General features: G+C 68.2%; 24 protein-coding genes. 18 read left to right on the forward strand and 6 right to left on the reverse strand.

Translation table 11 applies throughout. The features are described from left to right. Positions 1 to 118: 118 nt before the first annotated feature. The 6 genes from ubiG (at position 119) to LC490_RS14455 (ending at position 6,151) form a co-directional block, all read left to right on the forward strand. The gene (gene ubiG / locus LC490_RS14430) at positions 119 to 895 is read left to right on the forward strand and encodes a bifunctional 2-polyprenyl-6-hydroxyphenol methylase/3-demethylubiquinol 3-O-methyltransferase UbiG (RefSeq protein ID WP_223620608.1); all 777 of its coding nucleotides are present in this window, start codon (positions 119 to 121) and stop codon (positions 893 to 895) included. Further along, positions 892 to 1,593 carry a phosphoglycolate phosphatase gene (locus tag LC490_RS14435; protein ID WP_223620609.1) on the forward strand — a complete coding sequence of 234 codons (702 nt, stop codon included), beginning with the start codon at positions 892 to 894 and terminating at the stop codon, positions 1,591 to 1,593. Before ubiG ends, LC490_RS14435 begins: the two co-directional genes overlap by 4 nt. After that, positions 1,575 to 2,330 (forward strand): phytoene/squalene synthase family protein, encoded by a 756-nt coding sequence (locus LC490_RS14440; RefSeq protein ID WP_223620610.1) that lies wholly within the window; start codon positions 1,575 to 1,577, stop codon positions 2,328 to 2,330. Before LC490_RS14435 ends, LC490_RS14440 begins: the two co-directional genes overlap by 19 nt. A gap of 77 nt (positions 2,331 to 2,407) precedes the next feature. Then, a complete protein-coding gene (gene folE2, locus LC490_RS14445) occupies positions 2,408 to 3,361 on the forward strand; it encodes a GTP cyclohydrolase FolE2 (protein WP_031370547.1) in 954 nt (317 codons plus the stop codon). 214 nt (positions 3,362 to 3,575) lie between these two features. Further along, positions 3,576 to 5,294 (forward strand): GGDEF domain-containing protein, encoded by a 1,719-nt coding sequence (locus tag LC490_RS14450; protein ID WP_161786071.1) that lies wholly within the window; start codon positions 3,576 to 3,578, stop codon positions 5,292 to 5,294. Further along, positions 5,291 to 6,151: a hypothetical protein gene (locus LC490_RS14455; RefSeq protein WP_223620611.1), complete on the forward strand. Its 861-nt coding sequence runs from the start codon at positions 5,291 to 5,293 to the stop codon at positions 6,149 to 6,151. Before LC490_RS14450 ends, LC490_RS14455 begins: the two co-directional genes overlap by 4 nt. A 14-nt stretch (positions 6,152 to 6,165) precedes the next feature. Here the strand turns inward: LC490_RS14455 and LC490_RS14460 are convergent, their stop codons facing one another. The 3 genes from LC490_RS14460 to yidD are packed head-to-tail and all read right to left on the reverse strand — an operon-like array spanning position 6,166 to position 8,563. Beyond that, positions 6,166 to 7,059 (reverse strand): M23 family metallopeptidase, encoded by an 894-nt coding sequence (locus LC490_RS14460; RefSeq protein ID WP_223620612.1) that lies wholly within the window; start codon positions 7,057 to 7,059, stop codon positions 6,166 to 6,168. Next, positions 7,056 to 8,387 carry a dihydroorotase gene (locus LC490_RS14465; protein ID WP_057972797.1) on the reverse strand — a complete coding sequence of 444 codons (1,332 nt, stop codon included), beginning with the start codon at positions 8,385 to 8,387 and terminating at the stop codon, positions 7,056 to 7,058. The genes LC490_RS14460 and LC490_RS14465 overlap by 4 nt, the downstream gene beginning before the upstream one ends. Beyond that, the gene (yidD, locus tag LC490_RS14470; protein ID WP_235186185.1) at positions 8,372 to 8,563 is read right to left on the reverse strand and encodes a membrane protein insertion efficiency factor YidD; all 192 of its coding nucleotides are present in this window, start codon (positions 8,561 to 8,563) and stop codon (positions 8,372 to 8,374) included. Before yidD ends, LC490_RS14465 begins: the two co-directional genes overlap by 16 nt. 403 nt (positions 8,564 to 8,966) lie before the next feature. Between yidD and dksA the strand changes: the two genes are divergently transcribed. The 3 genes from dksA (at position 8,967) to LC490_RS14485 (ending at position 11,123) form a co-directional block, all read left to right on the forward strand. After that, complete coding sequence (gene dksA, locus LC490_RS14475) at positions 8,967 to 10,067, forward strand: RNA polymerase-binding protein DksA (RefSeq protein ID WP_081930581.1); 1,101 nt, start codon at positions 8,967 to 8,969, stop codon at positions 10,065 to 10,067. Between the two features lie 72 nt (positions 10,068 to 10,139). After that, positions 10,140 to 10,697: an Imm30 family immunity protein gene (locus LC490_RS14480; protein WP_223620613.1), complete on the forward strand. Its 558-nt coding sequence runs from the start codon at positions 10,140 to 10,142 to the stop codon at positions 10,695 to 10,697. Between the two features lie 69 nt (positions 10,698 to 10,766). After that, positions 10,767 to 11,123: a hypothetical protein gene (locus LC490_RS14485; protein WP_223620614.1), complete on the forward strand. Its 357-nt coding sequence runs from the start codon at positions 10,767 to 10,769 to the stop codon at positions 11,121 to 11,123. Positions 11,124 to 11,153: 30 nt separating this feature from the next. Here the strand turns inward: LC490_RS14485 and LC490_RS14490 are convergent, their stop codons facing one another. From LC490_RS14490 to cysS, 3 genes are all read right to left on the reverse strand, one after another. Then, positions 11,154 to 12,389, reverse strand: coding sequence for an MFS transporter (locus tag LC490_RS14490; protein WP_223620693.1), 1,236 nt, complete (start codon positions 12,387 to 12,389; stop codon positions 11,154 to 11,156). 83 nt (positions 12,390 to 12,472) lie between these two features. Continuing rightward, the gene (locus LC490_RS14495; RefSeq protein WP_223620615.1) at positions 12,473 to 12,910 is read right to left on the reverse strand and encodes a SufE family protein; all 438 of its coding nucleotides are present in this window, start codon (positions 12,908 to 12,910) and stop codon (positions 12,473 to 12,475) included. A gap of 107 nt (positions 12,911 to 13,017) precedes the next feature. Then, the gene (gene cysS, locus LC490_RS14500) at positions 13,018 to 14,406 is read right to left on the reverse strand and encodes a cysteine--tRNA ligase (protein WP_223620616.1); all 1,389 of its coding nucleotides are present in this window, start codon (positions 14,404 to 14,406) and stop codon (positions 13,018 to 13,020) included. Between the two features lie 324 nt (positions 14,407 to 14,730). On the opposite strand from cysS, the gene LC490_RS14505 reads away from it, so the two are divergent. The 9 genes from LC490_RS14505 to argH all read left to right on the forward strand — a co-directional run bounded on the left by LC490_RS14505 (position 14,731) and on the right by argH (position 25,021). Continuing rightward, positions 14,731 to 15,198, forward strand: a complete 468-nt coding sequence (locus tag LC490_RS14505) for a hypothetical protein (protein ID WP_031370535.1) — start codon at positions 14,731 to 14,733, stop codon at positions 15,196 to 15,198. A 397-nt stretch (positions 15,199 to 15,595) separates the two neighbouring features. After that, entirely contained in the window at positions 15,596 to 16,594 is a 999-nt protein-coding gene (locus LC490_RS14510) for an N-acetylornithine carbamoyltransferase (RefSeq protein WP_031370534.1), read from the forward strand. A 125-nt stretch (positions 16,595 to 16,719) separates the two neighbouring features. Beyond that, entirely contained in the window at positions 16,720 to 17,919 is a 1,200-nt protein-coding gene (locus LC490_RS14515; protein WP_223620617.1) for an argininosuccinate synthase, read from the forward strand. A gap of 147 nt (positions 17,920 to 18,066) precedes the next feature. Continuing rightward, entirely contained in the window at positions 18,067 to 19,161 is a 1,095-nt protein-coding gene (locus LC490_RS14520) for an acetylornithine deacetylase (protein WP_223620618.1), read from the forward strand. Further along, positions 19,158 to 20,486 (forward strand): acetylglutamate kinase, encoded by a 1,329-nt coding sequence (locus LC490_RS14525; RefSeq protein WP_223620619.1) that lies wholly within the window; start codon positions 19,158 to 19,160, stop codon positions 20,484 to 20,486. Before LC490_RS14520 ends, LC490_RS14525 begins: the two co-directional genes overlap by 4 nt. A gap of 4 nt (positions 20,487 to 20,490) precedes the next feature. Further along, positions 20,491 to 21,123 (forward strand): GNAT family N-acetyltransferase, encoded by a 633-nt coding sequence (locus LC490_RS14530; protein ID WP_223620620.1) that lies wholly within the window; start codon positions 20,491 to 20,493, stop codon positions 21,121 to 21,123. Beyond that, positions 21,116 to 22,087, forward strand: coding sequence for an N-acetyl-gamma-glutamyl-phosphate reductase (gene argC / locus LC490_RS14535; RefSeq protein WP_223620621.1), 972 nt, complete (start codon positions 21,116 to 21,118; stop codon positions 22,085 to 22,087). The genes LC490_RS14530 and argC overlap by 8 nt, the downstream gene beginning before the upstream one ends. A gap of 178 nt (positions 22,088 to 22,265) precedes the next feature. Then, positions 22,266 to 23,594: a proline--tRNA ligase gene (proS, locus tag LC490_RS14540; protein WP_223620622.1), complete on the forward strand. Its 1,329-nt coding sequence runs from the start codon at positions 22,266 to 22,268 to the stop codon at positions 23,592 to 23,594. Between the two features lie 131 nt (positions 23,595 to 23,725). Further along, a complete protein-coding gene (gene argH / locus LC490_RS14545) occupies positions 23,726 to 25,021 on the forward strand; it encodes an argininosuccinate lyase (RefSeq protein ID WP_223620623.1) in 1,296 nt (431 codons plus the stop codon). Positions 25,022 to 25,070: the final 49 nt, after the last annotated feature.

Here is a 25,070-nt window from a genome sequence, read left to right on the forward strand (position 1 = left end):
TTCACACTATCGACCCACACGCCGCGGGCACGGCCCGCGCCACGCCGGACCGATCCTCCCGCGCTCTGCGCGAAGAGAACGCTCCGCAACGATCCGCAGCAATGACGGGCAGGAAGTCATGAGCGCAGCCAATTCCATACCGCACACTCCCTCCGACGCGTCCGACGGCGCAAGCACCGCGGCCGAGCACGATAATTTCAGCCAGGCCGAACTCGACAAGTTCGGCGCCCTGGCCAATCGCTGGTGGGACCCGGAAGGCCCGCAAAAGGCCTTGCACGCACTCAACCCGGCGCGCCTGGGCTACGTCGCCCAGCGCGCGAATCTGCGCGATGCGCAGGTGCTCGACGTCGGTTGCGGCGGCGGTCTGCTCAGCGAAGCCCTGGCCGCGGCCGGCGCGCAGGTCACCGCGATCGATCTGGCGCCGGAACTGATCAAGGTCGCCAAGCTGCATCGCCTGGAGACCGGCGTCGCCATCGACTACCGCTTGCAGCCGGCCGAGAGCCTGGCCGAGGAAATGCCGGGCCGCTTCGATGCGATCACCTGCATGGAGATGCTCGAACACGTGCCCGATCCGGCCGCGGTCGTGCGCGCCTGCGCGCGCCTGCTCAAGCCCGGCGGACGCCTGTTCCTGTCGACCCTCAACCGCACCCCGGCGGCGTTCGCGCTGGCCATCGTCGGCGCCGAATACGTGGCGCGGGTGCTGCCCAAGGGCACCCACCAGTACCGCGACTTCATCAAGCCGTCCGAACTCGCCGCCTGGTTGCGCGAGGCCGGCCTGCGGATGGAGGACGTCAGCGGCCTGATGTACGAGCCCTGGCGCAACGCGGCGCGGGTGATCTCGCGCACCGACGTCAACTACCTGGCTTGTGCGCTGAAGCCGGAGCTCGACGCATGACCGTCGCTTCGCTCGGCCAGGCCGACGCACGCGCCTTTCCGAAGGCGGTGCTGTTCGATCTCGACGGCACCTTGCTCGACAGCGCGCCGGACATGCTGGCCGTCGCCAACCGCATGCGCGCCGATCGCGGTCGCGACCCGATCAGCCTCGACCTTTTGCGTCCGCACGTGTCGAAGGGTTCGCGGGCCATGATCGGCGCGGCCTTTCCCGATATCGACGCCGGCCAGCGCGACGGCTGGGTGCAGGAATTTCTCGACCTGTACGAAAACGAACTCGGCCTGCACGGCGCACCGTTCGAGGGCGTCGAGCCGATGCTGGCGGCGCTGGAAGCGGCCGGCTGCGTCTGGGGCATCGTCACCAACAAACCCGAATACCTCGCGCGCAAGCTGATCCCGTTGCTCGGTTGGCAGACGCGCTGCGCGGTGCTGATCGGCGGCGACACCCTGGCGGTGCGCAAGCCCGATCCGCTGCCGCTGACCCATGCCGCCGAATTGATCGGCATGCGCCCCGGCGATTGCATCTACGTCGGCGACGACGAGCGCGACATCGTCGCCGCGCGCGCCGCCGGCATGGCCTCGGTGGTGGCGCTGTGGGGCTATCGCCTGGCCGAGGACGACCCGATCGCCTGGCAGGGCGACGTGCTGGTCGAGCTGCCTTCGAGTTTGAGCGAGCCAGGCGCATGGCCGGCGACGCGATGACCGCAGCGGCCGCCGCCGAACGCGACGACGCGCTGGAAGACTTCACCGGCAAGTGGCGCGCGCGCTGGCCGGAATGGTCGGTGGCCGAAGTGTTCGTGCCGCGCGCCCAGCGCGGCACCGCGGTGGCCTGGGCCAGCCTGCAGCAGGAACTGACCGATGCCGCCTGGGGCGGCAGCGATGCCGCGCCCGGCGAAGCCAAGCTCGGCTGGTGGATCGAAGAACTGCAGGGCTGGAGCCAGGGCCGTCGCCGGCACCCGCTCGGTTTGGCCCTGCAGCGGCAAGCGGCGCCGTGGAAGGCGCTGGCGGTGATGCTGCCGTCGCTGCGCGAGAGCCGCGAACGCCCGGGCGACCGTAACGAGGCCTTCGAGGCCTTGACCCCGCTGGCCGAGGCCATCGGCGCCATCGACCTGGCCCTGTTCGGGCCGGTACCGGGGCAGTTGGCCGAAGCGGCGGTGGCACCGATCCTGTCCTCGCTGCTGGAAGCGCGACTGGTCCTGCAGGGCGACGCGGCGGTGCCGCTGAGCGTGGTCGCGCGCAGCATGGCGCGTCCGGGCGAGGGCGCGGCGGCCGAATGGAGCCGCGAACTGCTGGCCCAGTGGCCGGCCCGCGGCGGCTCGACCGTGCCGCGGCGCTTGTGGACGGCCCTGGCCCATACCCGCCTGCAACGTGGCGACGCGGCCCGGCCGCTGTCGCCGTGGACGGCCTTGCTGGCGGCCTGGCGCGGCGCCCGCAACTGACCGTTGCAGGGCCGGGCAGGGGGCGCCCGGCCCCCTGCGGCTAGAATGACGGCGTTGCGTTCCCCCCACGCGCCCCCATGTCTGCCGTCGTGAATCCTCCCAAGACCCCCTCCGCACTCAAGCCCGTCCTGCCCGATGTCGCCTTCGACGCCGCCGCCGCGGCGCGACCGCTCGATTGGGTCGGGATGTCCAACATCGCCTTGCCGCTGCGGATCGCCGCAGCCGACGGCAGTTCCATCCAGGTCGCGGCCTCGGTCGACGTCTCGGTGAATCTGCGCGATGCCGACGCACGCGGCATCCACATGTCGCGCATGTACCTGCATCTGCAGAACGCCTTCGCCAGCGAGACGGTGACCCCGGCCGGCCTGCGCCGCGTGCTGCAGAGCCTGGTCGACGGCCAGGGCGGCATTTCCAGCGCCGCGCGCCTGGTCCTGCGCTACGAGCAGTTGCTTCTGCGTCCGGCGCTCGCCAGCCACAACGCCGGCTGGAAGCGCTACCCGGTCGAGATCGACGCGCGCCTGCTCGACGGTCACTTGCACCTGGGCCTGCGTTTCGCGGTCGAGTACTCCAGCACCTGTCCGGCCTCGGCGGCGCTGTCGCGCCAGCTCAACGCCGAACGCTTCGCCGACGACTTCGCCGCCGCCCATCCGCTGTCGACCGCGGTGGTCAGCGATTGGCTGGCGTCCGAACGCGGCCTGGCGGCGACACCGCACGCCCAGCGCAGCCGCGCCGACGTCCGCGTCGAACTGCGTCCGGCTTTCGACGAAGTCCCGCTGGTGGCCCTGATCGACGCGATCGAACACGCCCTCGGCACGCCGGTGCAGACCGCGGTCAAGCGCGAGGACGAGCAAGCCTTCGCCCGTCTCAACGCCGAAAACCTGATGTTCTGCGAAGACGCCGCGCGCCGTGTCGCCGCCGCCTTGTCGCACGACAAGCGCATCGAACGTTTCGACGCGCAGATCGCCCACTTCGAAAGCCTGCACGCGCACGACGCCGTCGCCCGGGTCACCGGGCAGGGCGCCCGCGACTGACGCTGCGACGCGGCGATGTCCTACGGATAGTCGGCATCGCGGCGACGTAACGGACGTGTAGCATCTCCTCCAGGCCGCGGCAGGATCGCTGCGGCAATGCATGGAGGCGTGTGCGAGTGCACAGATTCGAGGCCCAAACCGTGACGGCCCCCTCCCCCGGAGCGCGAGGCCCATGGGCTATGCTCGGTTCACCAGACTTGTGACCGGAAGGGGCATGGGGAAACCCTCGCGTCGAGCCTGGCAGACCCTGTTGGTGCTGCTGGGAATGTGGGTGGCGACGATCGTGTCGGCGCAATCCTTGGGCCTGGCTTCGCCGGGCCGCGCCTCCTATGCGTCGCCGTCGCTGAGTCTGTCCCGCCTGGGCCAGGACCCGGTGCCGGCGCGGATACTCGGGGGCGAATTCGATCGCGAGTTCGTAAGCATCGCCGGCAACCAGATTTCGGCGCCGCGGCGCCAGCCGGTGTGGTGGCGGGTGACGGCCGACCAGGACGTCGCCGAATCCGATGCGCCGCAGTTGGTGATCAGCCGGCCCTATCGCCGCGAGATCGAACTGTGGCGCCCGGGCGACGCGGTGCCGCTGCGGCGTTCGATCTACGGGCCCGACACCGACTTCAGCCATTCCACCCGGTTCATCGTCTTTCCCTTGCCGAAGGGCCTGCGCCGCGGCGACTCGCTGTACCTGCGCGTGTTGACGGTCGACGTGCTGCCGTCCAAGGTGACGATCCAGCCGTTGGCGAAGGTCCAGCGCGAGGACATGCTGCACGTCGGCCTGCGCAGCGTGGTGCTGACCGCGATGGGGGTGGCGGCGGTGCTCGCGTTCGGTTTCTGGGCCGGTCTGCGCGAGCGCGGCTATGCCTACCTCGGCCTGACCCTGGTCCTGCAGATCCTGACCCTGACCGCCGACGGCGGCGAGATGCGCGCAATTCCTTGGCTCGACGAGATCGCCCCGGACGGGCGCACCAACGTCGTGCTCAATACCGCGGCGGTGCTCGCCAGCATTCGCTTCTTGATCTTCTTCCTCGGCCTGCGCACGACCCAGCCGAAGGTCGCGCGCATCCTCGATTACTGCAGCGTCTCGCTCGGCGCGCTGCTGCTGGTGTCCTTGTTCCGGACCTGGAAGCACAGCGCGCTGTTCGGCAATCTCAACCTGCTGCTGGTGATCGCGCTGGTGCTGTACTGCACCGTGGTGGCGATCTGGCGGCGCCAGCGCGAGGCGTATTTCCTGCTGCTGGCGTGGTCGCCGTTGATGGTGCTGCTGGTGGTCCTGGTCGGCGCCAATCACGAGTGGTGGCCGGAGTACGCCTGGCTGGAATATTCCTTCCCGGTCGGTCTGGCCTTCGGCGGGCTCGGCCTGTTGCTCGGCCTGACCTCGAAACTGCAGCAGCTGCGGCGCGACCGCGACACCGCCAATCGCCTGGCTACCTACGACAGCCTGACCGGGGCGATGACGCGCGCGGCGATCTCGCAAAGCCTGCGCGGCGCGGTCGAGAGCGCGCACCGTTCGCACCGGCCCTTGTCGGTGGTGTTCTTCGACATCGACCACTTCAAGCGCATCAACGACGAACACGGCCACCGCGTCGGCGACGAAACCCTGCGCATCGTTTCGCTGCGCACCCGCAATCGTTTGCGCGCCTACGACCTGTTCGGCCGTTACGGCGGCGACGAAGTGCTGGTGGTGTTGGCCGACACTTATCTGCGCGACGCGATCCGGGTCGCCGAGCATCTGCGCGAATCGGTCAGCGGCAGCCCGCTGTCGATCGACGGCCGCCTGTTGCCGGTCAGCCTGAGTCTCGGCGTGGCCGAGCTGCGCACCGGCGAAACCCCGGAGCAGTTGCTCGAACGCGCCGACGCCGCCTTGTATGCGAGCAAGTCGGCCGGGCGCGACCGCGTCACCGGCCACAGCGTCGCGCCCGAACGCGAGGTCGTGTCATGAACCCGCCGGACGGCGCGAGCCCGGCCACGGTCTCGGCGGCGCAGTTGCGCACCGGCGACCTGCTGCTGATGCGCAGCCGTAACGAGCTGGCGACGTTGACCACCTGGTTCGGCGACAGCGACTACGACCATGTGCTGTTGGTCGGCCGCGCCGGTTGCGTGATCGATTTCGGCGCCGGCGGCGTGGTCGAGCCGGCCCTGGACGAACGCCTGGGCGCAGCCGATGTGGTCGCGGTGGACGTGCGCCGCCCCTTGTCGGGGCAGGGCGAGGACTTGCAGGACAACGACCGCATCGCCGTGCTGGCGCATGCCTTGTCCTTGCGCCGGCCGAACTATGCCGGCGACCCTTTGCGCGCGCTCGGCGTGCTCGCGGCGGTGCGCGAGCGCGAGCTGCCGCCGCAACCGGCCTTGCGCCGGGTGCTGTACGAAGCCTTGCAGCGCGTCGCCCGCGCCGGCGCCGATGCGATGACCGCGAGCGAATTCGTTTATCGGTGCTTCGCCGAGAACCCGGTGCAGCCGCCTGGGCGCCTGGCGCCGCAGCTGACCCCGATGGCGGCGCGCGCCGCGCCGTTTCCGCAGATCGACTGGCCGGCGTTGTGGCTGCAGATCGCACCGTGGTTGCCCGAGGAACGCCGCCTGTTGCCGTCGTTCGACGGCGACGCGGGCGTCGACGACGGCGATTTCTACATCGCGGCGACCGCGGCGCGTTCGCGGCTCGGCCTGATCTCGACCGGCGCCGGCCTGCTCGCGGCGGGGCCGCGCCAACCGAATCCGAAGTGGCTGCGCCTGTGCGAGCTGGAACGCTCGCCTTCCTACGAGCCGCTCGGTCGCCTGTATTCGGCGCCCGGCGCCACTTGAGCGCCAGATAGCTCTTACGGCGTCGGCGCTTTCGCCGCCTGGGTCGCTTGCCCGCGTTCCAACACCAGCAGCGGGTCGACCCGCACGTCGAACCAGTTCATGCCCCAGTGCAGGTGTGGGCCGGTCGCGCGTCCGGTCGCGCCGACCGCGCCGAGGGTCTGGCCCTGGGCGACGCGGTCGCCGACTTTGACGTCGATGCGCGACAGGTGCAGGAAGTTCGAGCTGACGCCGTGGCCATGGTCGAGCAGCACGGTGCCGCCGGTCAGGTACAGGCCGGGCTTGGCGAAGGTGACTACGCCGGCGGCCGGCGCCGCGATCGCGGTGCCGGTCGGCGCGGCGATGTCCATGCCGGAATGGCCGGAACCTTTCTGGCCGTTGTAGACGCGCTGGTTGCCGAAACGGCCGCTGATGCGGCCGCGCACCGGCCAGACGAAGGGCTGGGCGAAATCGGCGCGGTCGTCGTCGCGCGCGCGCGCGGCGGTGACTTCGGCCTGCTCGCGCTCGATGCGCGCGGCGATCTCCGGCGGCGGGTTGACGGTCTTGGGCGGCACGCCCTGGATGTATTCGGTCGGGAAGTCGCGCGGCGTCACCGCGATGCGTACGGTTTCGGCGCGACCCGGCGCGGTCTCGACCTGCACGGCCACCGTCCCGCTGGCCTCGCGGCCGACGCCGAACACCACCGTGCCGTAGCCGGTCGTGCGCAGAACGCGCTCGCCGTAGCGCACGACGCTGCCGGCCGGGACCTTGCCGATCACCAGCGCGCCTTGCTGCACCGCCGGCGGAAACACGATGCGGGTGTCGGCCGGCGCGCGCGCCGGCGCCGCGACCGGAGCGGTTTGCGCACCGGCGAAGGCCACCGGGGCCAGCCACGCCGCGACCAGCATCGAGCCCGCGAGCACTGCCCTCATCGATTGAACGCCAGGCGCTGTCCGTTCGGTGCGCCGACCAGGGCGCTGCCGTCCCAGGCCAACACGCCATTGACCCAGGTCGAGGCGATGCGCGAATGGAAGGTGCGGCCCTCGAACGGCGACCAACCGCACTTGGACAGCACGTCCTCGCGCTGCACCGTGTAGGGCGTGTCGTCGATCAGCACCAGGTCGGCGGCATAGCCCTCGCGCAGGAAGCCGCGCCGGTCGACGTCGAACAGCTTGGCCGGCGCGTGGGCGAATTTGTCGACCACCTGGGCGGTGGTCAAATGGCCTTCGTGGACCAGTTCCAGCGCGGCATTGAGCGCGAACTGCACCAAGGGCAGGCCGCTCGGCGCGCCGGTGTAGGGGCGGGCTTTTTCTTCCAGGGTGTGCGGGGCGTGGTCGGTGGCGAGCACGTCGATGACGTCGCCGGCGACCGCGCGGATCAGCGCCTCGCGGTCGGCCGGGTCCTTGATCGCCGGATTGCACTTGATCAGGTGGCCGAGCTTCTCGTAGTCGTCGCGGTCGAAGCGCAGGAAATGGATGCAGGTCTCGGCGGTGATGCGCTTGCCTTCGATCGGGCCGGCTTCGAACAGCGCCAGCTCGTCGGCGGTGCTGATGTGCAGCACGTGCAGGCGGGTGCCGTGCCGGCGCGCCAGCGAGATCGCCAGTTCGGTGGATTTCTTGCAGGCCTCGCGCGAGCGGATGTCGGGATGGAAGCGGGCCGGGATGTCGTCGCCGTACTGTGCCTTGTAGCGCGCCAGTTCGGCGTCGATCATCGGCGTGTCTTCGCAGTGGGTGATGATCGGCGTCGGCACGTCGCGGAAGATCGCGTCGAGGGTGACCGGGTCGTCGACCAACATGTTGCCGGTCGAAGCGCCCATGAACACTTTCACACCGGGCGCCGTGCGCGGGTCCAGGGTCTGGATCGCGGCCAGGTTGTCGTTGCTGGCGCCCAGGTAGAAGCCGTAGTTGCCCCAGGCGCGACCGGCGGCGCGGCGGTATTTGTCCTCCAGCGCCTGCGCATCCAGGGTCGGGGGATTGGTGTTGGGCATGTCCATGAACGTGGTCAGGCCGCCGGCGACCGCCGCGGCCGACTCGGTCGCCATGTCGGCCTTGTACTCCAGGCCCGGTTCACGGAAGTGAACCTGGTCGTCGATCATGCCCGGCAGCAGGCGCCGGCCCCGGGCGTCGACCACGGTTTCGTTGCCGCGCGCGGCCAGGCCGCTGCCGATCTGGGCGATGCGGCCGTCCTCGATGCGCAGGTCGCCGTCGTACTCGCGTCCTTCGTTGACCAGGCGGGCGTTGACGATCAGTGTCGATGACATGAGTGCTTTCCAGGTTCCAGGGGCGGCACCGGATCGTGCCCGCCGGGGTGCAGGGGATGGCAGCGCGCGATGCGCCGGACCGTGAGCCAGCTGCCCTTGAGTGCGCCGAAGCGCTCGATGGCCTGCATCGAGTACGACGAGCAACTGGGATAGAAACGGCAGCGCTGGCCTAACATCGGACTGATCCAACGTTTGTAGCCATGAAGCAGGGCGATGAGCAGGCGGTCGATCACGTTTCCTTCATGCCGGCAACGGTAGGGACTAAGGCAGGGCCGGGGCGCTGGATAGACCCGCGGGCACTGCGTTTGGCCGGGTATTTCGCGCGGTTGCCGCGGGTGCCGCAGCAGGGTATAACAGCGCGCTTTCCCCAAACAAGGCAAGTGCAAGACGAAGGTCCGTGCGGCGTGGAAGCGAAGCCGCCAAGTTTGCTCGGACCGGGCGAAAACCGGCGTAATGTCGGATTTCACTTGCGGTCGTCGAACGCATGTGCATTTGATGACCGGGTGGGTCATGCTTGGCCCGCGAAGCTCCTGGACGGCGTCCAGGGGCGCCCTCAGGGAATAGAAGGACAAGCCGCTCGTGGCAGTGAAAAAACCTGCGAAGAAGGCCGCCAAGGCCGCCAAGAAGACCGTCAAGCCGGCCGCTAAGAAGGTGGCCAAACCCGTGGCCAAGCCTGCGCCGAAGAAGGCGGTCGCCAAGAAGCCTGCGGTCAAGACGCCCGCGGCCAAGAAGCCTGCGAGCAAGCCCGCGGCGACCAAGACGGCAGCAGTCAAGAAAGCCACGCCGAGCAAACCGGCGGCCAAGAAGGCCGCGCCCGCGAAGAAGACGGCGCCTGCCAAGGCTCCGGCCGCGAAGAAGCCGGCCGCCAAGCCGGCGGTTCCGGCGAAGAAGGCGGTGCCCGCACCGGCCAATAAATCCGCGGCAAGCAAGGACAGCGGAGCAAAGAAGCCCGAGCTTAAGAAAACTGAAGTGAAAAAGCCCGAAGCTGTGAAGCCCGCAGCCAAGCCTGCCGACAAGCAGCCCGCGTCGCCGCCGTCCTCCAAGGTCGCCCCGGCGCAGGTCGTCAGCATCTCCGACCAAAGCAAGAACACAGTGACCCAGACAGCATCCAGCAAAACTCCCGCGGGCAAGCCTGCGACAACCGCCGCCGCTCCGGCTCCGCGCCCGGCCGGCAAGGTCGCCGTGGCCGTGACCGCCAAGAGCCAACAAACCCCCGCCCCGAAAACCAAGGTCAAGGTCGTGCCCTACAAGAACGACCCCGCCACCGGTCGTCCGCTCGTGCCGGAAGGCTACAAGCCGGCGTCGGACGAGGAATACATGAGCCCGCTGCAGCTGGAGTACTTCCGCCAGCGTCTGTTGCAGTGGCGCACCGACCTGGTCGAAGAGTCGAAGCAGACCATCGAGAACCTCAAGGACGAAGTGCGCGATGTCGGCGACGAGGCCGAGCGCGCCACCCGCGAGACCGAAAACTCGCTCGAGCTTCGCACCCGCGACCGTTACCGCAAGCTGATCAGCAAAATCGACAGCACCCTCAAGCGCGTGGATTCCGGCGACTACGGTTTCTGCGTCGACACCGGCGAAGAAATCGGCCTGGAGCGCCTGGAGGCGCGCCTGACCGCCGAGCGCACCATCGACGCCCAGGAGCGTTGGGAACATCTGCAGAAGCAGATGGGCGACTGAACCGTCGCTTCGTCCCGCATCACGAAAGGCCCCGCGAAAGCGGGGCTTTTCGTTTGCGGCCGCGCCGCTACGATGCAGGCCGGGCCGGGCACGCTGTGCCGGATCGACCCCGGTACGACGCACCCACCACGAGTTGCCCAGGAGCGATGCACGATGCGCCCCACCTCCGAGATCCGCCGCGACCTGCTCGCCTTCGGGCCGGTCGACGACACCAATGTGGCGCGCTTCGACGCCTTGATCGCCGAGGCGTATCGCGCCGAGGACGAGGCCTTGATCCCTGTCTTGCTCGGCCTGCTCGACGACGATTGCGAATTCCATGAGGTGATCTTCGGCGTCGTTCACGCCGTCGAAAGCTTTGCCTCGGACCGGTATTTCGCTGCGCTGGCGCAAAACCTGGCGACGCTGCGGCAGCGGGCGCCGGAGTGGTGCGCCTTGTTGCACACCCGGATACTCAATTCGCCGCCGCACTTTGCCGGGTTGCTCGATGCGTTCGTTTCGCTGCAGGCGGCGGCGCGGGCGCAGGAGATCGCGATTCTCGACGAGATCGCCGCCGACCCGGACTACGCCGAGCGATGCCGGGCCGGCATGGAGCGCCTGCGCGGCATGTCGCCTGCGGCATCGCCGGCTTAGCCGCCGGCGGCTACCGGCACCCCGATGCGGTGATACCGTGTCCGTACCCGCACAACCCAGCCACCCTTCATGGACGATTTGCTGTTACTGGCCGCACCGGTGCTGATCATCGGCCTCAACCTCGTGCTGTGGCGGCTGTCCTACCGCTTCGACCGCGTGGCCGGCCCGGCCTTGTTCGTGCTCAACCTGCTGGTCGGTTCGCCCCTGATCGGAGTGGGCGTATGGCAGTTGGCCAATCTCGATGCCGAGCCCAGCGCCGCCGGCAGCTATGGCGACGTGCTGGTGGCGGTCGCGGCGGTGGCCTTGAACGGCCTGATCGCCCTGGTCGCCGCGATCGCGGCGGCCGTGCGCAAGCCGGCGCCGCGCGCCGACGCGGCGGAACATTCGGAAGCGGAGCGTCGCCGGGTCAGACTGCGCAGCGATTGATCCGGCCGCTGATCCGGCCGCGGCGCGGCCTCATTGCAGGTCGCGCAGGTCCAGCCGGCGCAGCTTCGGCGCCAGTTTCGCGGTCGCGCCGACCACCGCCAGGGTCATGCAGCCGCCGAAGATCACCGACGGCACCAGGCCCAACAGGCGCGCCGCCAGGCCCGATTCGAAGGCGCCGAGCTCGTTCGACGAGCCGATGAAGATGCCGTTGATCGACGAGACCCGGCCGCGCATTTCGTCGGGCGTGGACAACTGCAGGATGGTCGAGCGCAGCACCACCGAAACGCCGTCGCACATGCCCGACAGCATCAGCATCGCCGCCGACAGCCAGAACTGCCGCGACAGGGCGAAGCCGATGATGCACACGCCGAACCCGGCCACCGCGTACAGCAGCAAGCGGCCGGCGTTCTTCTGCGGCGGATGTTTCGCCAGCCACAGCCCGATCAGCACCGCGCCGGCGGCCGGCGCCGCGCGCAGCACGCCGAGGGCCTCCGGGCCGTAATGCAGGATGTCGTTGATGAAGGCCGGCAGCAGCGCCACCGCGCCGCCGAACAACACCGAGAACATGTCCAGCGCCTGCGCGCCGAGCACCACCTGATTATTGAAGACGAAGCGCAGGCCTTCGCCGATGCTCTTGAACACCGGCGCGCGTTCGGCCGGCGCCGGCGGTTCGGTCACGCGCAGGGAAATGATCGCGACCGCCGCGGCCAGGGCGAAACCGGCCGCGACCAGATACGCGGAGGTCTTGCCGCCCCAAGCCACCAGCGCGCCGCCCATCGCCGGGCCGAGCACCAGTCCGGTCTGCATGACCACGCTGCTGACGCCGGCGCCGCGCGCGTAGTGCTCGCGCTTGAGCACGCGCGCGAACAACGACATGTAGACCGGCGCCAGGAAGGCGCGGACCACGCCGTTGATGGCGATCGCCGCATAGATGGTCAAAGTGCCGAAACCGAACGCGCCGGTCGGCAGATGGCCGCTGGCGACGCCGGCCAGCATCAGCGTCGTCAACAACAAGCCGAGGCAGGCGAACAGGCCGAGCTTGCGCCGTGGCAGGTGATCGACCGCATAGCCTGCGAACAGGGCGAAGCAGAAGTAGGGGATGACCTCGGTCAGGCCGATCAGGCCGAGCGCGAGCGGGTCGTGGGTGATTTCGTAGACATGCCAGCCGACCGTGACCGCGACGATCTGGTACGACAGCATGCCCAGCAAGCGATACACCAGCAGGCCGACGAAGCCGGGGTTGCGCAGCAGTTGCGCGGCGCCTATCGCTGGAGCGGCGGAGGTTTGAACGGTAGTGGCAGCGTCGCGTGAGCCGGTGCCGACGGCAGCGGGGCGGTCGGCGTCGGTGCTCACAGCCGGCGTTGCGCCTGGTCGCGGACGAAGGCGAGCAAGGCCGCCAGGCCGTTGCTGCGGGTCGGCGAGAGGTGCTTGGCCAGGCCGATGTCGGCGATGTAGTCGGCCTGGGTGGCGACGATCTCGGTCGCGCTGCGACCCGAGTACACACGCAGGGCCAGGTAGATCAGGCCGGAGACGATGGCCGAGTCGCTGATCGCATGGAACACGAGCTTGTCGGCGTCGCCTTCGACCACGATCCAGACCATCGACTGGCAACCGAGCAGGCGATGCTGTTCGGTCTTCCACTCGTCCGGCAGGTCGGGCAGCTTGCGGCCGAGGTCGATCAGGTACTGGTAACGCTCGGACCAGTCGCCGAAGAAGGCGAATTCTTCGCGGATCGCGGCCTGCGCTTGCGCGGCGGTGGGTTCGAGCGGGAAGGGACTGACTATCATCGATTCATCACGGTAGGCGGCCGTCCCTGGCGCGGTATTCGGGGCGTGCGCCGCGGCCGTTGCCGGCCGGGCGTGCACAAGCGCAGCGGTGGTCGCCGCGACCGGCCTCAGGCCGGCTGGGTGGCGCGCTTCCTGACCCAGCGCACGCCGGCCGGCGTGTCCTCGAGCAGGATGCCTTCGCCGGCGAGTTGGTCGCGGATCGCGTCGGCGCGGGCGAAATCGCGCGCTTTCTTGGCCGCGTTGCGCTCGTCGACCAGGTCCTGGATGCGGGCGTCGTCGTCGGCATCGACCGCGCCGACGAACCACGCCGCCGGGTCTTGCTGCAGCAGGCCCAGGGCCAGGCCGGCGCCGAGCAGGTCGCGCTTGAGCTGAGCCTGTTCGGCCGGGTCGGTGGCCTTGCGCGCTTCGCCGGCGATGCGCGCCAGTTCGGCCAGCGCCTGCGGGGTGTTGAGGTCGTCCTCGAGCGCGGCCTCGATGCTGGCCGGGATCGCAACGGCGCCGGCGTCGACCTCGGCCAGCTCGCGCAAGGTGCCGTACAGACGGTCCAGGGTGCGCGCGCTTTGTTCGATCAGGCCCGGCGACCATTCCAGCGGCTGGCGGTAGTGCGCCGACAGCAGGGCATAGCGCAGCGCTTCGGCCGGATGCTTGCCGAGCAGGTCGCGCACGGTCTCGATGTTGCCCTTCGACTTGGCCATCTTGCCGCCGTCGAAATTGAGCATGCCGTTGTGCAGCCAGAAGCGGGCGAAGGTCTTGCCGCCGTGGGCGCATTCGCTCTGGGCGATTTCGTTCTCGTGGTGCGGAAACACCAGGTCGACGCCGCCGGCATGGATGTCGATGGTTTCGCCCAGGTGCGCGGCGGCCATCGCCGAGCACTCGATATGCCAGCCCGGGCGGCCTCGGCCCCAGGGCGAGTCCCAGCCCGGCAGGTCGCCGGTCGAGGGCTTCCACAAGACGAAGTCGCCGGCGTCGCGCTTGTACGGCGCGACCTCGATGCGGGCGCCGGCGCGCATGTCGTCGATGTCGCGGCGCGAAAGCTTGCCGTAGCCGTCGTAGGTCTCGATCGAGAACAGCACGTGGCCTTCGGCGGCGTAGGCGTGACCGTTTTCGATCAGGCGCTCGATCATCGTCACGATTTCGCCGATGTGCGCGGTCGCGGCCGGCTCGATCTCAGGCAGGCGCACGCCGAGGCCGGACATGTCCTCGCGGTAGGCGGCGGCGAAGCGGTCGGTGATGGTCGAGATCGGCACGCCCTGTTCGGCGGCCGCGGCGTTGATCTTGTCGTCGACGTCGGTGATGTTGCGCGCGTAGGCCAGCACGCCGTAGCGACGGCGCAGCAGGTCGGCGAGCACGCCGAACACGACCGGGCCGCGGGCGTTGCCGATATGCGCGAAGTTGTAGACCGTGGGGCCGCAGACGTACATCGTCGGGCGTGCCGGATCCAGCGGGACGAAGGCTTCGACCTGTCGCGACAGGCTGTTGTAGAGATGCAGGCTCATGGAGATACGGCTTGGGGTCGGTTCATTCTAACGGCCGATGACCCTCGCGGTGCGCGCCGCGGCGATCCGGGCCGGCGATGCGGCCGATCCGCTTCGCGGTTCGACGCGGCGGTGCCGGTGCGAACGGCGGGCAAGTGGCAGGGGCAGGGCGAGGATTCGGGCGCGACGGCGCGGGCCCGGTGCGCAATCCGGCCGGCTTCCGGCCTCCGAAGCGGCGCCGGCACCGCGCCGAGAGCTCGCAGGCTCAAGGTCTAAAGGCGGGATTCAGGCCGTGAGCGGACACTGCTCTTACACTTTGTTTACGAATCCCACTCCGCGAGCCCGATGAACCGAACCGTCCTGCAGGCTTCGATCCTGGTGCTCGCCAGCGCCCTGGCTGGCCTGTGGACGATCCCGGCGGCGGCCCAGCACACGGTCATCCAGGCCGAAAACGTGCGATTCGACTACGCCCAGGTGCTGAAGGTGACGCCGGTCTACCAGACCCTGCGCGCCACCACGGTCGAGCAGCAGTGCGAGCCGGAGCCGCCCACCCCCGAGGATTCGCGCCTGTCGCGGGTAGTCGGCGCGGTCCGCGAAGCCCTCGGCCGCGAGCGCAATCCCAAGCCCAGCACCGGCGACAACTGCAAGCCGGTGCCGGTCGAGCGCGAGTTCCGCCGCCCGATCGCCTACGACGTCGACTACGTCTACAAGGGCAGCCGGTTCCGCTCGCGCCTGCCCGAAGACCCCGGCAACAAGCTGCGGATCCGGGTCGCGGTGACCCCGATCATCACCCCGATCAGCACTTCGCGCTGATCCCGACCGGCCTGGAGCGGGCCTGACCTGGCTTGGCCGGCTTGCGCCCCGGGCCTGCCCATGCGAGCATTCGCGGCCTCATGAACCCGAACTACGCCGACGCCGACATCCTGACCTCCGCCTACATGGCGGCGGGCATGACCTCGCGCGCGCGTCGACCGTTGCCCTGCCAATCAGCTGGGTGACGGCGCTCGCCGTCGTTCGTGTAACAAGCACCACACACGAAAAGCCCAGCCTTAGCGCTGGGCTTTTTTGTTTTTCGGGTCGGGAATCGGGAATGGGGAATCGGGAATGGCAGAGCAGTACGCCGTTATCCGTCTCCTCTCGCGACTGCCGGCCACAGCGCAACCGCTCTAACCGATTCCTCATTCCCGATTCCCCATTCTCGAGCTGACCAATGAAGCATTTCCTCAACACCCAGGACTGGTCGCGCGCCGACCTCGATGCGCTGCTGGCGCAGGCCGCCGCGTTCAAGCGCAGCAAGCTCGGCGACCACCTCAAGGGCAAGTCGATCGCGCTGGTGTTCTTCAATCCGTCGATGCGCACGCGCACCAGCTTCGAGCTCGGCGCGTTCCAGCTCGGAGGCCATGCCGTGGTCCTGCAGCCCGGCAAGGACGCCTGGCCGATCGAGTTCGAGCTGGGCACGGTGATGGACGGCGACACCGAGGAGCACATCGCCGAAGTGGCCAAGGTGCTCGGCCGCTACGTCGACCTGATCGGCGTGCGCGCGTTCCCGAAGTTCGTCGACTGGGCCAACGACCGCCAGGACAAGGTGTTGGCGAGCTTCGCCAAGTACTCGCCGGTGCCGGTCATCAACATGGAAACCATCACCCATCCCTGCCAGGAGCTCGCCCACGCGCTGGCCCTGCAGGAGCACTTCGGCACCAGCGACCTGCGCGGCAAGAAGTACGTGCTGACCTGGACCTATCACCCCAAGCCGCTCAACACCGCGGTCGCCAACTCGGCCCTGACCATCGCCACACGCATGGGCATGGACGTGACCCTGCTGTGCCCGACCCCGGAGTACGTGCTCGACGAGCGCTACATGGGCTGGGCCGAGCAGAACGTGGCCGAAAGCGGCGGTTCGCTGCAGGTCAGCCACGACATCGAAAGCGCCTACCGCGGCGCCGACGTGGTCTACGCCAAGAGCTGGGGCGCACTGCCGTACTTCGGCAACTGGGGCCCGGAAAAGCCCATCCGCGACCAGTACCAGCACTTCATCGTCGACGAAGCCAAGATGGCGCTGACCAACAACGGCGTCTTCAGCCACTGCCTGCCGCTGCGCCGCAACGTCAAGGCCACCGACGCGGTGATGGATTCGCCGCAGTGCATCGCCATCGACGAAGCCGAAAACCGCCTGCACGTGCAGAAGGCGATCATGGCCGCCCTGATCTAGGAGTGAGTGGAGAGGAGTGAGGAGTGAGCAGGGCTCCTGCTCGCTCGTCCTCCCTCCCGCGCTCCCGCTCTTGCTCACTCCTCACTCCTTTTCCTTTTCACTCACTTCTCTCCCCGGAAACCCCCATGACTGATCGCAATATCGTGCTGGCCTTCTCCGGCGGCCTCGACACCAGCTTCTGCGTGCCTTACCTGCAGGAGCGCGGCTGGGCCGTGCACACCGTGTTCGCCGACACCGGCGGCGTCGATGCCGAAGAGCGCGCTTTCATCGAGCAGCGCGCGGCCGAACTCGGCGTCGCCAGCCACGTCACCGTCGACGGCGGCCCGGCGATCTGGTCGGGCTTCGTCAAGCCCTTCGTCTGGGCCGGCGAGGGCTACCAGGGCCAGTACCCGCTGCTGGTGTCGGACCGTTACCTGATCGTCGAGGCCGCGCTCGCGCGCGCCGCCGAGCTGGGCTGCAAGGTCATCGCCCACGGTTGCACCGGCATGGGCAACGACCAGGTGCGTTTCGACCTGGCGGTGAAGGCGCTCGGCGATTACGAGATCGTCGCGCCGATCCGCGAAATCCAGAAAGAACACACCGAAGTGCGCGCCTACGAGCAGAAGTACCTGGAAGAGCGCGGCTTCGGCGTGCGCGCCAAGCAGAAGGCCTACACGATCAACGAGAACCTGCTCGGCCTGACCATGTCCGGCGGCGAGATCGACCGCTGGCAGGCGCCGGGCGAGGGCGCGGTGGGCTGGTGCAAGCCGCGTGCGGAATGGCCGAGCGAAACCTTGTCGGTGAAGTTGACGTTCAAAAACGGTGAGGCTGTCGCACTGAACGGAGAGGCCACCGCAGGCCATGTTTTGCTCGCTAAGCTCAACGGGCTTTTTGCGCCCTATGGCGTTGGCCGCGGCCTGTATACCGGCGACACCACCATCGGCCTCAAGGGCCGGATCATTTTCGAGGCGCCGGGCCTGATCGCGCTGTTGACCGCGCATCGCGCGCTGGAAGAGGCGGTGCTGAGCAAGCAGCAGAACCGTTTCAAGCCGGACGTGGCGCGCAAGTGGGTCGAACTGGTCTATGAAGGCTTCTTCCACGACCCGCTGAAGACCGATCTCGAAGCCTTCCTGGCCAGCTCGCAGAGCACGGTCAACGGCGAAGTGGTGCTGGAAACCTCGGGCGGCGTGGTCAACGCGGTGGCGATCAACTCGGCGCACATCCTCAACGCCAAGGGCGCGACCTACGCCCAGGCCGCCGACTGGGGCGTGGCCGAGGCCGAGGGCTTCATCAAGTTGTTCGGTATGAGCAGCACGCTGTGGGCGGAGATCAACCGCAAGGGCTGATGCTCTTGCCAGGAGTGAGTGGAGAGGAGTGAGGAGTGAGCGAAAGCGAACTTAACCTCTCCTCACTTCTCACTTCTCACTTCTCACTCCTCACTCCTCACTCCTCACTCCTCGTCCGCCACCCAAGCGAAAGACTCGAGCCCAATCATGCTCCCCGAAGTCCTGAAGCACCTGCAGGCCCTGGTGTCCTTCGACACCCGCAATCCGCCGCGCGAGATCGGCACCGGCGGCATCTTCGATTACTTGCGCAGTCAGCTCGACGGCTTCCGTATCGAAGTCGTCGATCACGGCGCCGGGGCGGTGTCGATGCTGGCCGTGCGCGGGCAACCGCGGCGTCTGTTCAACGTCCATCTCGACACGGTGCCGTCGTCGCAGGCCTGGAGCGCCGATCCGCATACCTTGCGTGTCACCGAGGACCGTGCGATCGGCCTGGGCGCCTGCGACATCAAGGGCGCGGCCGCCGGTCTGCTCGCGGCCGCCGCGACGACGAGGGGTGATGCCGCGTTCTTGTTCAGCACCGACGAAGAAGCCAACGACCCGCGCTGCATCGCCGGTTTCCTCGCCACCGATCACGGTTTCGACGAAGCCATCATCGCCGAGCCGACGATGTGCGAAGCGGTGCTCGCCCATCGCGGCATCAGCTCGGTGCTGCTGAAGTTCCGCGGCGTCGCCGGCCACGCTTCCGGTGCGAACGCGATGCAGACCAGCGCCTTGCACCAGGCGATCCGCTGGGGCGGCAAGGCCCTGGACTTCGTCGAGTCGCAGTCGCACCAGCGCTTCGGCGGCCTGACCGGCCTACGCTTCAACATCGGCCGGGTCGAAGGCGGCATCAAGGCCAATATGATCGCGCCGAGCGCCGAGCTGCGCTTCGGCTTCCGGCCGTTGCCGTCGCAATCGATCGACGGCCTGCACGAGGGCTTCCGCGGCATGGCCGACGCCAGCGCCATCGAGAGTTACGAAGAAACCTTCCGCGGCCCCTCGCTGCCGGCCGGCGACGTCGCCACCGCCGAGCAACGGCGCCTGGAAGCGCGCGACCTTGCCGACGCACTCGACCTGCCGATCGGCAACGCGGTGGATTTCTGGACCGAGGCCTCGCTGTTCTCGGCCGGCGGTCTGACCGCGATGGTGTACGGCCCCGGCGACATCGCCCAGGCCCACACCGCCGACGAGTGGGTCGCCCTGGAACAACTGCAACGTTACGCCGACAGCGTCGCCCGCATCATGGACAACAACGCGCAATGAGCATTTCGATGGACGCCCACCTGCAAACGCGACAGACCATCGTGCGCCTGCTTTCGAGCATGGCCAGCGCGAAGGAGATCTCGCAGTACCTCAAACGTTTTTCCCAGCTCGACGCCAAGCGCTTCGCCGTGGTCAAGGTCGGCGGCGCGGTGTTGCGCGACGATCTCACCGCGCTGACCTCGTCGCTGGCCTTCCTGCAGGACGTCGGCCTGACCCCGATCGTGATCCACGGCGCCGGCCCGCAGCTCGACACCGAACTGGCCGCGGCCGGCATCGAGAAGCAGACCGTCAACGGCCTGCGCGTGACCTCGCCGGAAGCGCTGGCGATCGTGCGCCGCGTGTTCCAGGCGCAGAACCTCAAGCTGGTCGAAGCCTTGCAGACCGGCGACGCGCGCGCGACTTCGATCATCTCCGGCGTGTTCGAGGCCGACTACCTCGACCGCGACACCTATGGCCTGGTCGGCGAAGTGCGCGCGATCAATCTGGCGCCGATCGAAGCCAGCCTGCAGGCCGGCTCGATCCCGGTGATCGCCAGCCTCGGCGAAACCGCCGGCGGCCAGATCCTCAACGTCAACGCCGATTTCGCCGCCAACGAGCTGGTGCAGGTGCTGCAGCCGTACAAGATCGTGTTCCTGACCGGCACCGGCGGCCTGCTCGACGACAACGGCCGGGTCATCGACTCGATCAATCTGTCGACCGAGTACGAGCACCTGATCCAGCAGCCGTGGATCAACGGCGGCATGCGGGTCAAGATCGAGCAGATCAAGGATTTGCTCGACAAATTGCCGCTGACTTCGTCGGTGTCGATCACCAAACCGGCCGAACTGGCCAAGGAACTGTTCACCCACAAGGGTTCGGGCACCCTGGTGCGGCGTGGCGAGCGCGTGCTGCAGGCCGAGCGTTGGGACCAGCTCGACCTGGTGCGGTTGCGCAGCCTGATCGAGTCCGCGTTCGGGCGCAAACTGGTCGGCGACTACTTCGAGCGCACCACGCTCAAGCGCGCCTACGTCAGCGAGAACTACCGCGCCGCGGTGATCCTGATCGACGGCGGCGGCCACACCTATCTGGATAAGTTCGCCGTGCTCGACGACGCCCAGGGCGAAGGCCTCGGCCGCGCCGTGTGGCAGGTCATGCGCGAACAGAACCCGAGCCTGTTCTGGCGCTCGCGCCACGGCAACCCGGTCAATCCGTTCTATTACGCCGAGTCCGACGGCTGCTACAAGCAGGAGAAGTGGAAGGTGTTCTGGTACGGCATGAACGGTTTCGACGAAATCGCCGAATGCGTGGCGTTCTCTTCCGAGCGCGACCCGACCCTGCAGGACTGAACCCATGAGCGAGGACCACACCGCCGCCGCCTGGCGTAGGACGATCCGTTTGAGCGGCGAGCACGTGACGCTCGAACCGCTGAGCTACGCGCATGCCGACGGCCTGCGCACGGCCCTGGCCGACGGCGAACTGGCGCGCGCCTGGTACACCAACGTGCCTGCGCCCGAAGCCGTCGAGGCCTATGTCGATGCGGCCCTGGCGATGCAGGGCAAGGGCACGGCCTGGGCCTATGCGGTGCTCGATGCGGCCGGCGAGGTGGTCGGCAGCACCCGTTACTACGACATGGACGCGAGCGTGCCGCGGGTGCAGATCGGTTACACCTTCTACGCGCCGCGCGTGCAGCGCACCGGCCTGAACACCGAAGCCAAACTGCTGCTGCTCGGGCATGCCTTCGAGTCGCTGGACTGCATCGCGGTGGGCTTCGAGACCAGTTGGTTCAACCTGGCTTCGCGCACCGCGATCGCCCGCCTCGGCGCCAAGCAGGACGGCGTGCTGCGCAATCATCGCCGCCATGCCGACGGCAGCCGCCGCGACACCGTCGCGTTCTCGATCATCGACAACGAGTGGCCGGCGGTGAAACGCAATCTGCAGTACAAGCTCGAACAGCACGCTTCCGGAGGCAAGACCCATGGCTAAGACCCTAGGCATCGTCGGCGCGCGCGGCCATGTCGGCGCCGACCTGATCCGGCTGATCGCCGCGCATCCGCAGTTCGAGCTGGCCTTCGTGTCCTCGCGCGAGCTGGTCGGGCAACCGGTCGCCGACCACATTCCCGAATACGCCGCGAAAGGCGGCGAGCTGCGCTACAGCTCGCCGAGCCATGAGGAACTGCCCAGCCTGGGTGCCGACGCGATCGTGCTGGCCCTGCCGAACGGCAAGGCCGCGCAGTGCGTCGCCGCCTTCGACGCGGTCGGCGCCGAACCGGTGCTGATCGACTTGTCGGCGGATTACCGCTTCGACGACCACTGGTACTACGGCCTGCCGGAGCTGACCCGCGGCCAGTACCACGGCCAGCGCCGGATCAGCAATCCGGGTTGCTACGCCAGCGCGATGCAGTTGGCGATCGCGCCGTTGCTCAATGTGCTGGAAGGCCCGGTGCAGTGCTTCGGCGTGTCGGGTTATTCCGGTGCGGGCACTTCGCCGTCGGACAAGAACGACCCCGACAAGCTGCGCGACAACCTGATGCCGTACGCACTGACCGGGCACATGCACGAGCGCGAAGTCACCCGTCACCTGGGCCACCCGGTCGAGTTCATGCCGCACGTGGCCGCGCATTTCCGCGGCCTGACCATCACCTCCAACCTGCATCTGTCGCGCCGCTTCGAGCGCGAGGAACTGGTCGAGCACTACCACCGCCATTACGACGGCGAGCCGATGGTGCGGGTGCAGGAAGAGGCGCCGTGGGTCAGCGCGATCGCCGGCAAGCACCACGTCGACATCGGCGGCTTCAGCATGTCCGAGGACGGCCGCCGCGTGGTGGTGGTATCGACCCTGGACAACCTGCTCAAGGGCGCGGCGACGCAGGCTTTGCAGAACCTCAACCTGGCATTCGGTTTCGACGAGCTGGCCGGCATCGAAGTGGAGTCGCGACCGCAACCGTAACCCCAAGCCGTTCCCCCCTTTGGAAAAGGGGGGCAGGGGGGATTTGCTGTTGCCGTTGTTTTTGTCGTTGGTCGAGCAAGAGCAAATCCCCCCTAACCCCCCTTTTCCAAAGGGGGGGAGCGGGACGGTAAGTAGGTTGGTGGTCGGTGAGTCGTTCGAAACCCAGGAGTAGGTCGCCATGCGTCTGTCGCGTTACCTGTTGCCGACATTGAAGGAAAACCCCGCCGACGCGCAGATCGCTTCGCATCGCTTGATGCTGCGCGCAGGGCTGATCCGCCAGGAAGCCGCCGGCATCTATTCCTGGTTGCCGGCCGGTCTGCGGGTGTTGCGCAAGATCGAGGCCATCGTCCGCGACGAGATGAACCGCGCCGGTGCGCTCGAACTGCTGATGCCGACCCTGCAACTGGCCGACCTGTGGCGCGAGAGCGGCCGCTACGACGCCTACGGCCCGGAGATGCTGCGCATCAAGGACAGGCACGAGCGCGAGCTGCTGTACGGGCCGACCAACGAGGACATGATCACCGCGATCTTCCGCGCCAACGTGCGGTCCTACCGCGCGCTGCCGATGAACCTGTACCACGTGCAGTGGAAGTTCCGCGACGAGCAACGGCCGCGCTTCGGGGTCATGCGCGGGCGCGAGTTCTTGATGAAGGACGCCTATTCCTTCGACTTGGACGAAGCCGCGGCGCGCCGCTCGTACCGGCGCATGTTCGTCGCCTATCTGCGCATCTTCGCCCGCATGGGCATCCGCGCGATCCCGATGCGCGCCGAGACCGGCCCGATCGGCGGCGATCTCTCGCACGAGTTCCTGGTGCTGGCGCAGACCGGCGAGTCGGCGGTGTATTGCGACCGCGCCGTGCTCGATCTGCCGATTCCCGGCGACGACACCGATTACGAAGGCGACCTGGAACCGATCGTGCAGGCCTGGACCGCGCGTTACGCCGCCACCGAGGACGTCCACGACATCGAGCGCTTCGAGCGCGAGGTGCCGTCCGAACAGCGCGTGCAGACCCGCGGCATCGAGGTCGGGCAGGTGTTCTACTTCGGCACCAAATACTCGGCACCGATGAAGGCGCTGGTGACCACGCCCGAGGGCGACGAGCGGCCGATCCACGGCGGCTCCTACGGCATCGGCGTGTCGCGCCTGCTCGGCGCGATCATCGAGGCCGGCCACGACGACAGCGGCATCGTCTGGCCCGATGCGGTCGCACCGTTCCGCGTCGGCCTGGTCAATCTCGATCCGGCCGATGCGCAAGTAGAGGCCGCCTGCGTCGAACTGCAAGCGCAGCTCGAAGCGCGCGGCATCGACGTATTGCACGACGACACCCCAGAACGCGCCGGGGTCAAGTTCGCGCGCATGGACCTGCTCGGCCTGCCTTGGCAGGTCGTGGTGGGCCGGCGCGGACTGGATCGCGGTATCGTCGAACTCAAGCGCCGCGCCAGCGGCGAACGCAGCGAACTGACGCCGGCCGACGTGCCGGCGCGGATCGAAGCGAGGAACGAGTGAACAGGAGAGAGTAACGAGTAAAGCGTTGCTTGCAGTTCCCAGTTCCTGGTTCCTCGCTCCTCATTTCTCACTCCTCACTCCTCACTCCTCACCCCCACACCAACCTCCAGCCCCCCCCGCGAGCCGCCCCCATGTCCGATCTGCTTTGGCAAAAACCCGGCGTCAAGGTCGACGCGCGCATCCAGAACTTCCTCGCCGGCGCGGACGTGATCCTCGACCGCGAATTCTTCCTGTTCGACATCCAGGCCAGCGCCGCGCATGCGCAGGGCCTGCAGCAGATCGGCATCCTCAACGCCGACGAGCTGGCCGGCCTGACTCGCGAACTCGACGTGCTGGCCGAGGACTTCCGTGCCGGCCGCTTCGTCCTCGACGAACGTTTCGAGGACGGCCATTCGGCGATCGAAGGCCGTTTGATCGAACGCCTCGGCGATGCCGGCCGCAAGATCCACACCGGCCGCAGCCGCAACGACCAGATCCTGGTCGCGACCCGGCTCTGGCTCAAGGATCGCCTGTCGCATCTGTACGCGCTCTGCCGCGAGACCGCCGAGGTCGCCTTGGCCCGCGCCGAAGCCGAAGCGCAGTTGCCGTTGCCGGGCTATACCCATCTGCAGCGCGCGGTGGTGTCCTCGGCCGGCATGTGGTGGGGCGCCTGGGCCGAAGGCTTCATCGACAACGCCGTGCGCGCGCAGCAGACCCTCGATTGGGTCGACGCCAATCCGCTCGGCAGCGCCGCCGGTTACGGCGTCAACCTGCCGCTGGCGCGCGACCACACCACCACGGCGCTCGGCTTCGGCCGCCTGCAGGTGTCGGCGGCGTATGCGCAGCTCTCGCGCGGCAAGTTCGAGCTCGGCGCGATCGACGCCTTGTCGACCGCGGTGCTCGACCTGCGCCGCCTGGCCTGGGACCTGAGCCTGTTCACCACCGCCGAGTTCGCCTTCGTCGCGCTGCCGGCCGAGTACACCACCGGCAGCTCGATCATGCCGAACAAGCGCAACCCGGACGTGATCGAGTTGATGCGCGCGAGCTACGCCAGCGTCGCCGCCGCACGCTCGGAGATCGAGCATCTGCTGTCGTTGCCGTCCGGCTATCACCGCGACCTGCAGTTCTCCAAGGGCGCGATCTTCCACGCCTTCGGCCGCGGCCTGGCCGCGCTCGAACTGCTGCCGGATCTGCTGCGCAATCTGGAGTGGAAGCCCGACAACTTGCGCGCGGCGCTCGACCCGTCGATGTACGCGACCGACCTCGCCGTCGACCTGGCTCGTCAAGGCGTGCCGTTCCGCGACGCCTACAAGCAGGCGGCCGATCCGGCGCGCTGGGCCGAAGGCGATCCCGAAGCGAGTCTGGCCGCGCGCGTGTCACCCGGAGCGTCCGCCGACCTGCGCCTGGACGTGCTGCGTCGCAGATTGGAAGACCTGGACGCGCAATGATTAAGGCCCGCCTGCATCGCCGGGCTGTGGTGCAGGTTATTTCATGAGC

The organism is Lysobacter sp. ESA13C (genome assembly GCF_019970005.1).
Taxonomy (GTDB): Bacteria; Pseudomonadota; Gammaproteobacteria; order Xanthomonadales; family Xanthomonadaceae; genus Lysobacter; species Lysobacter antibioticus_B.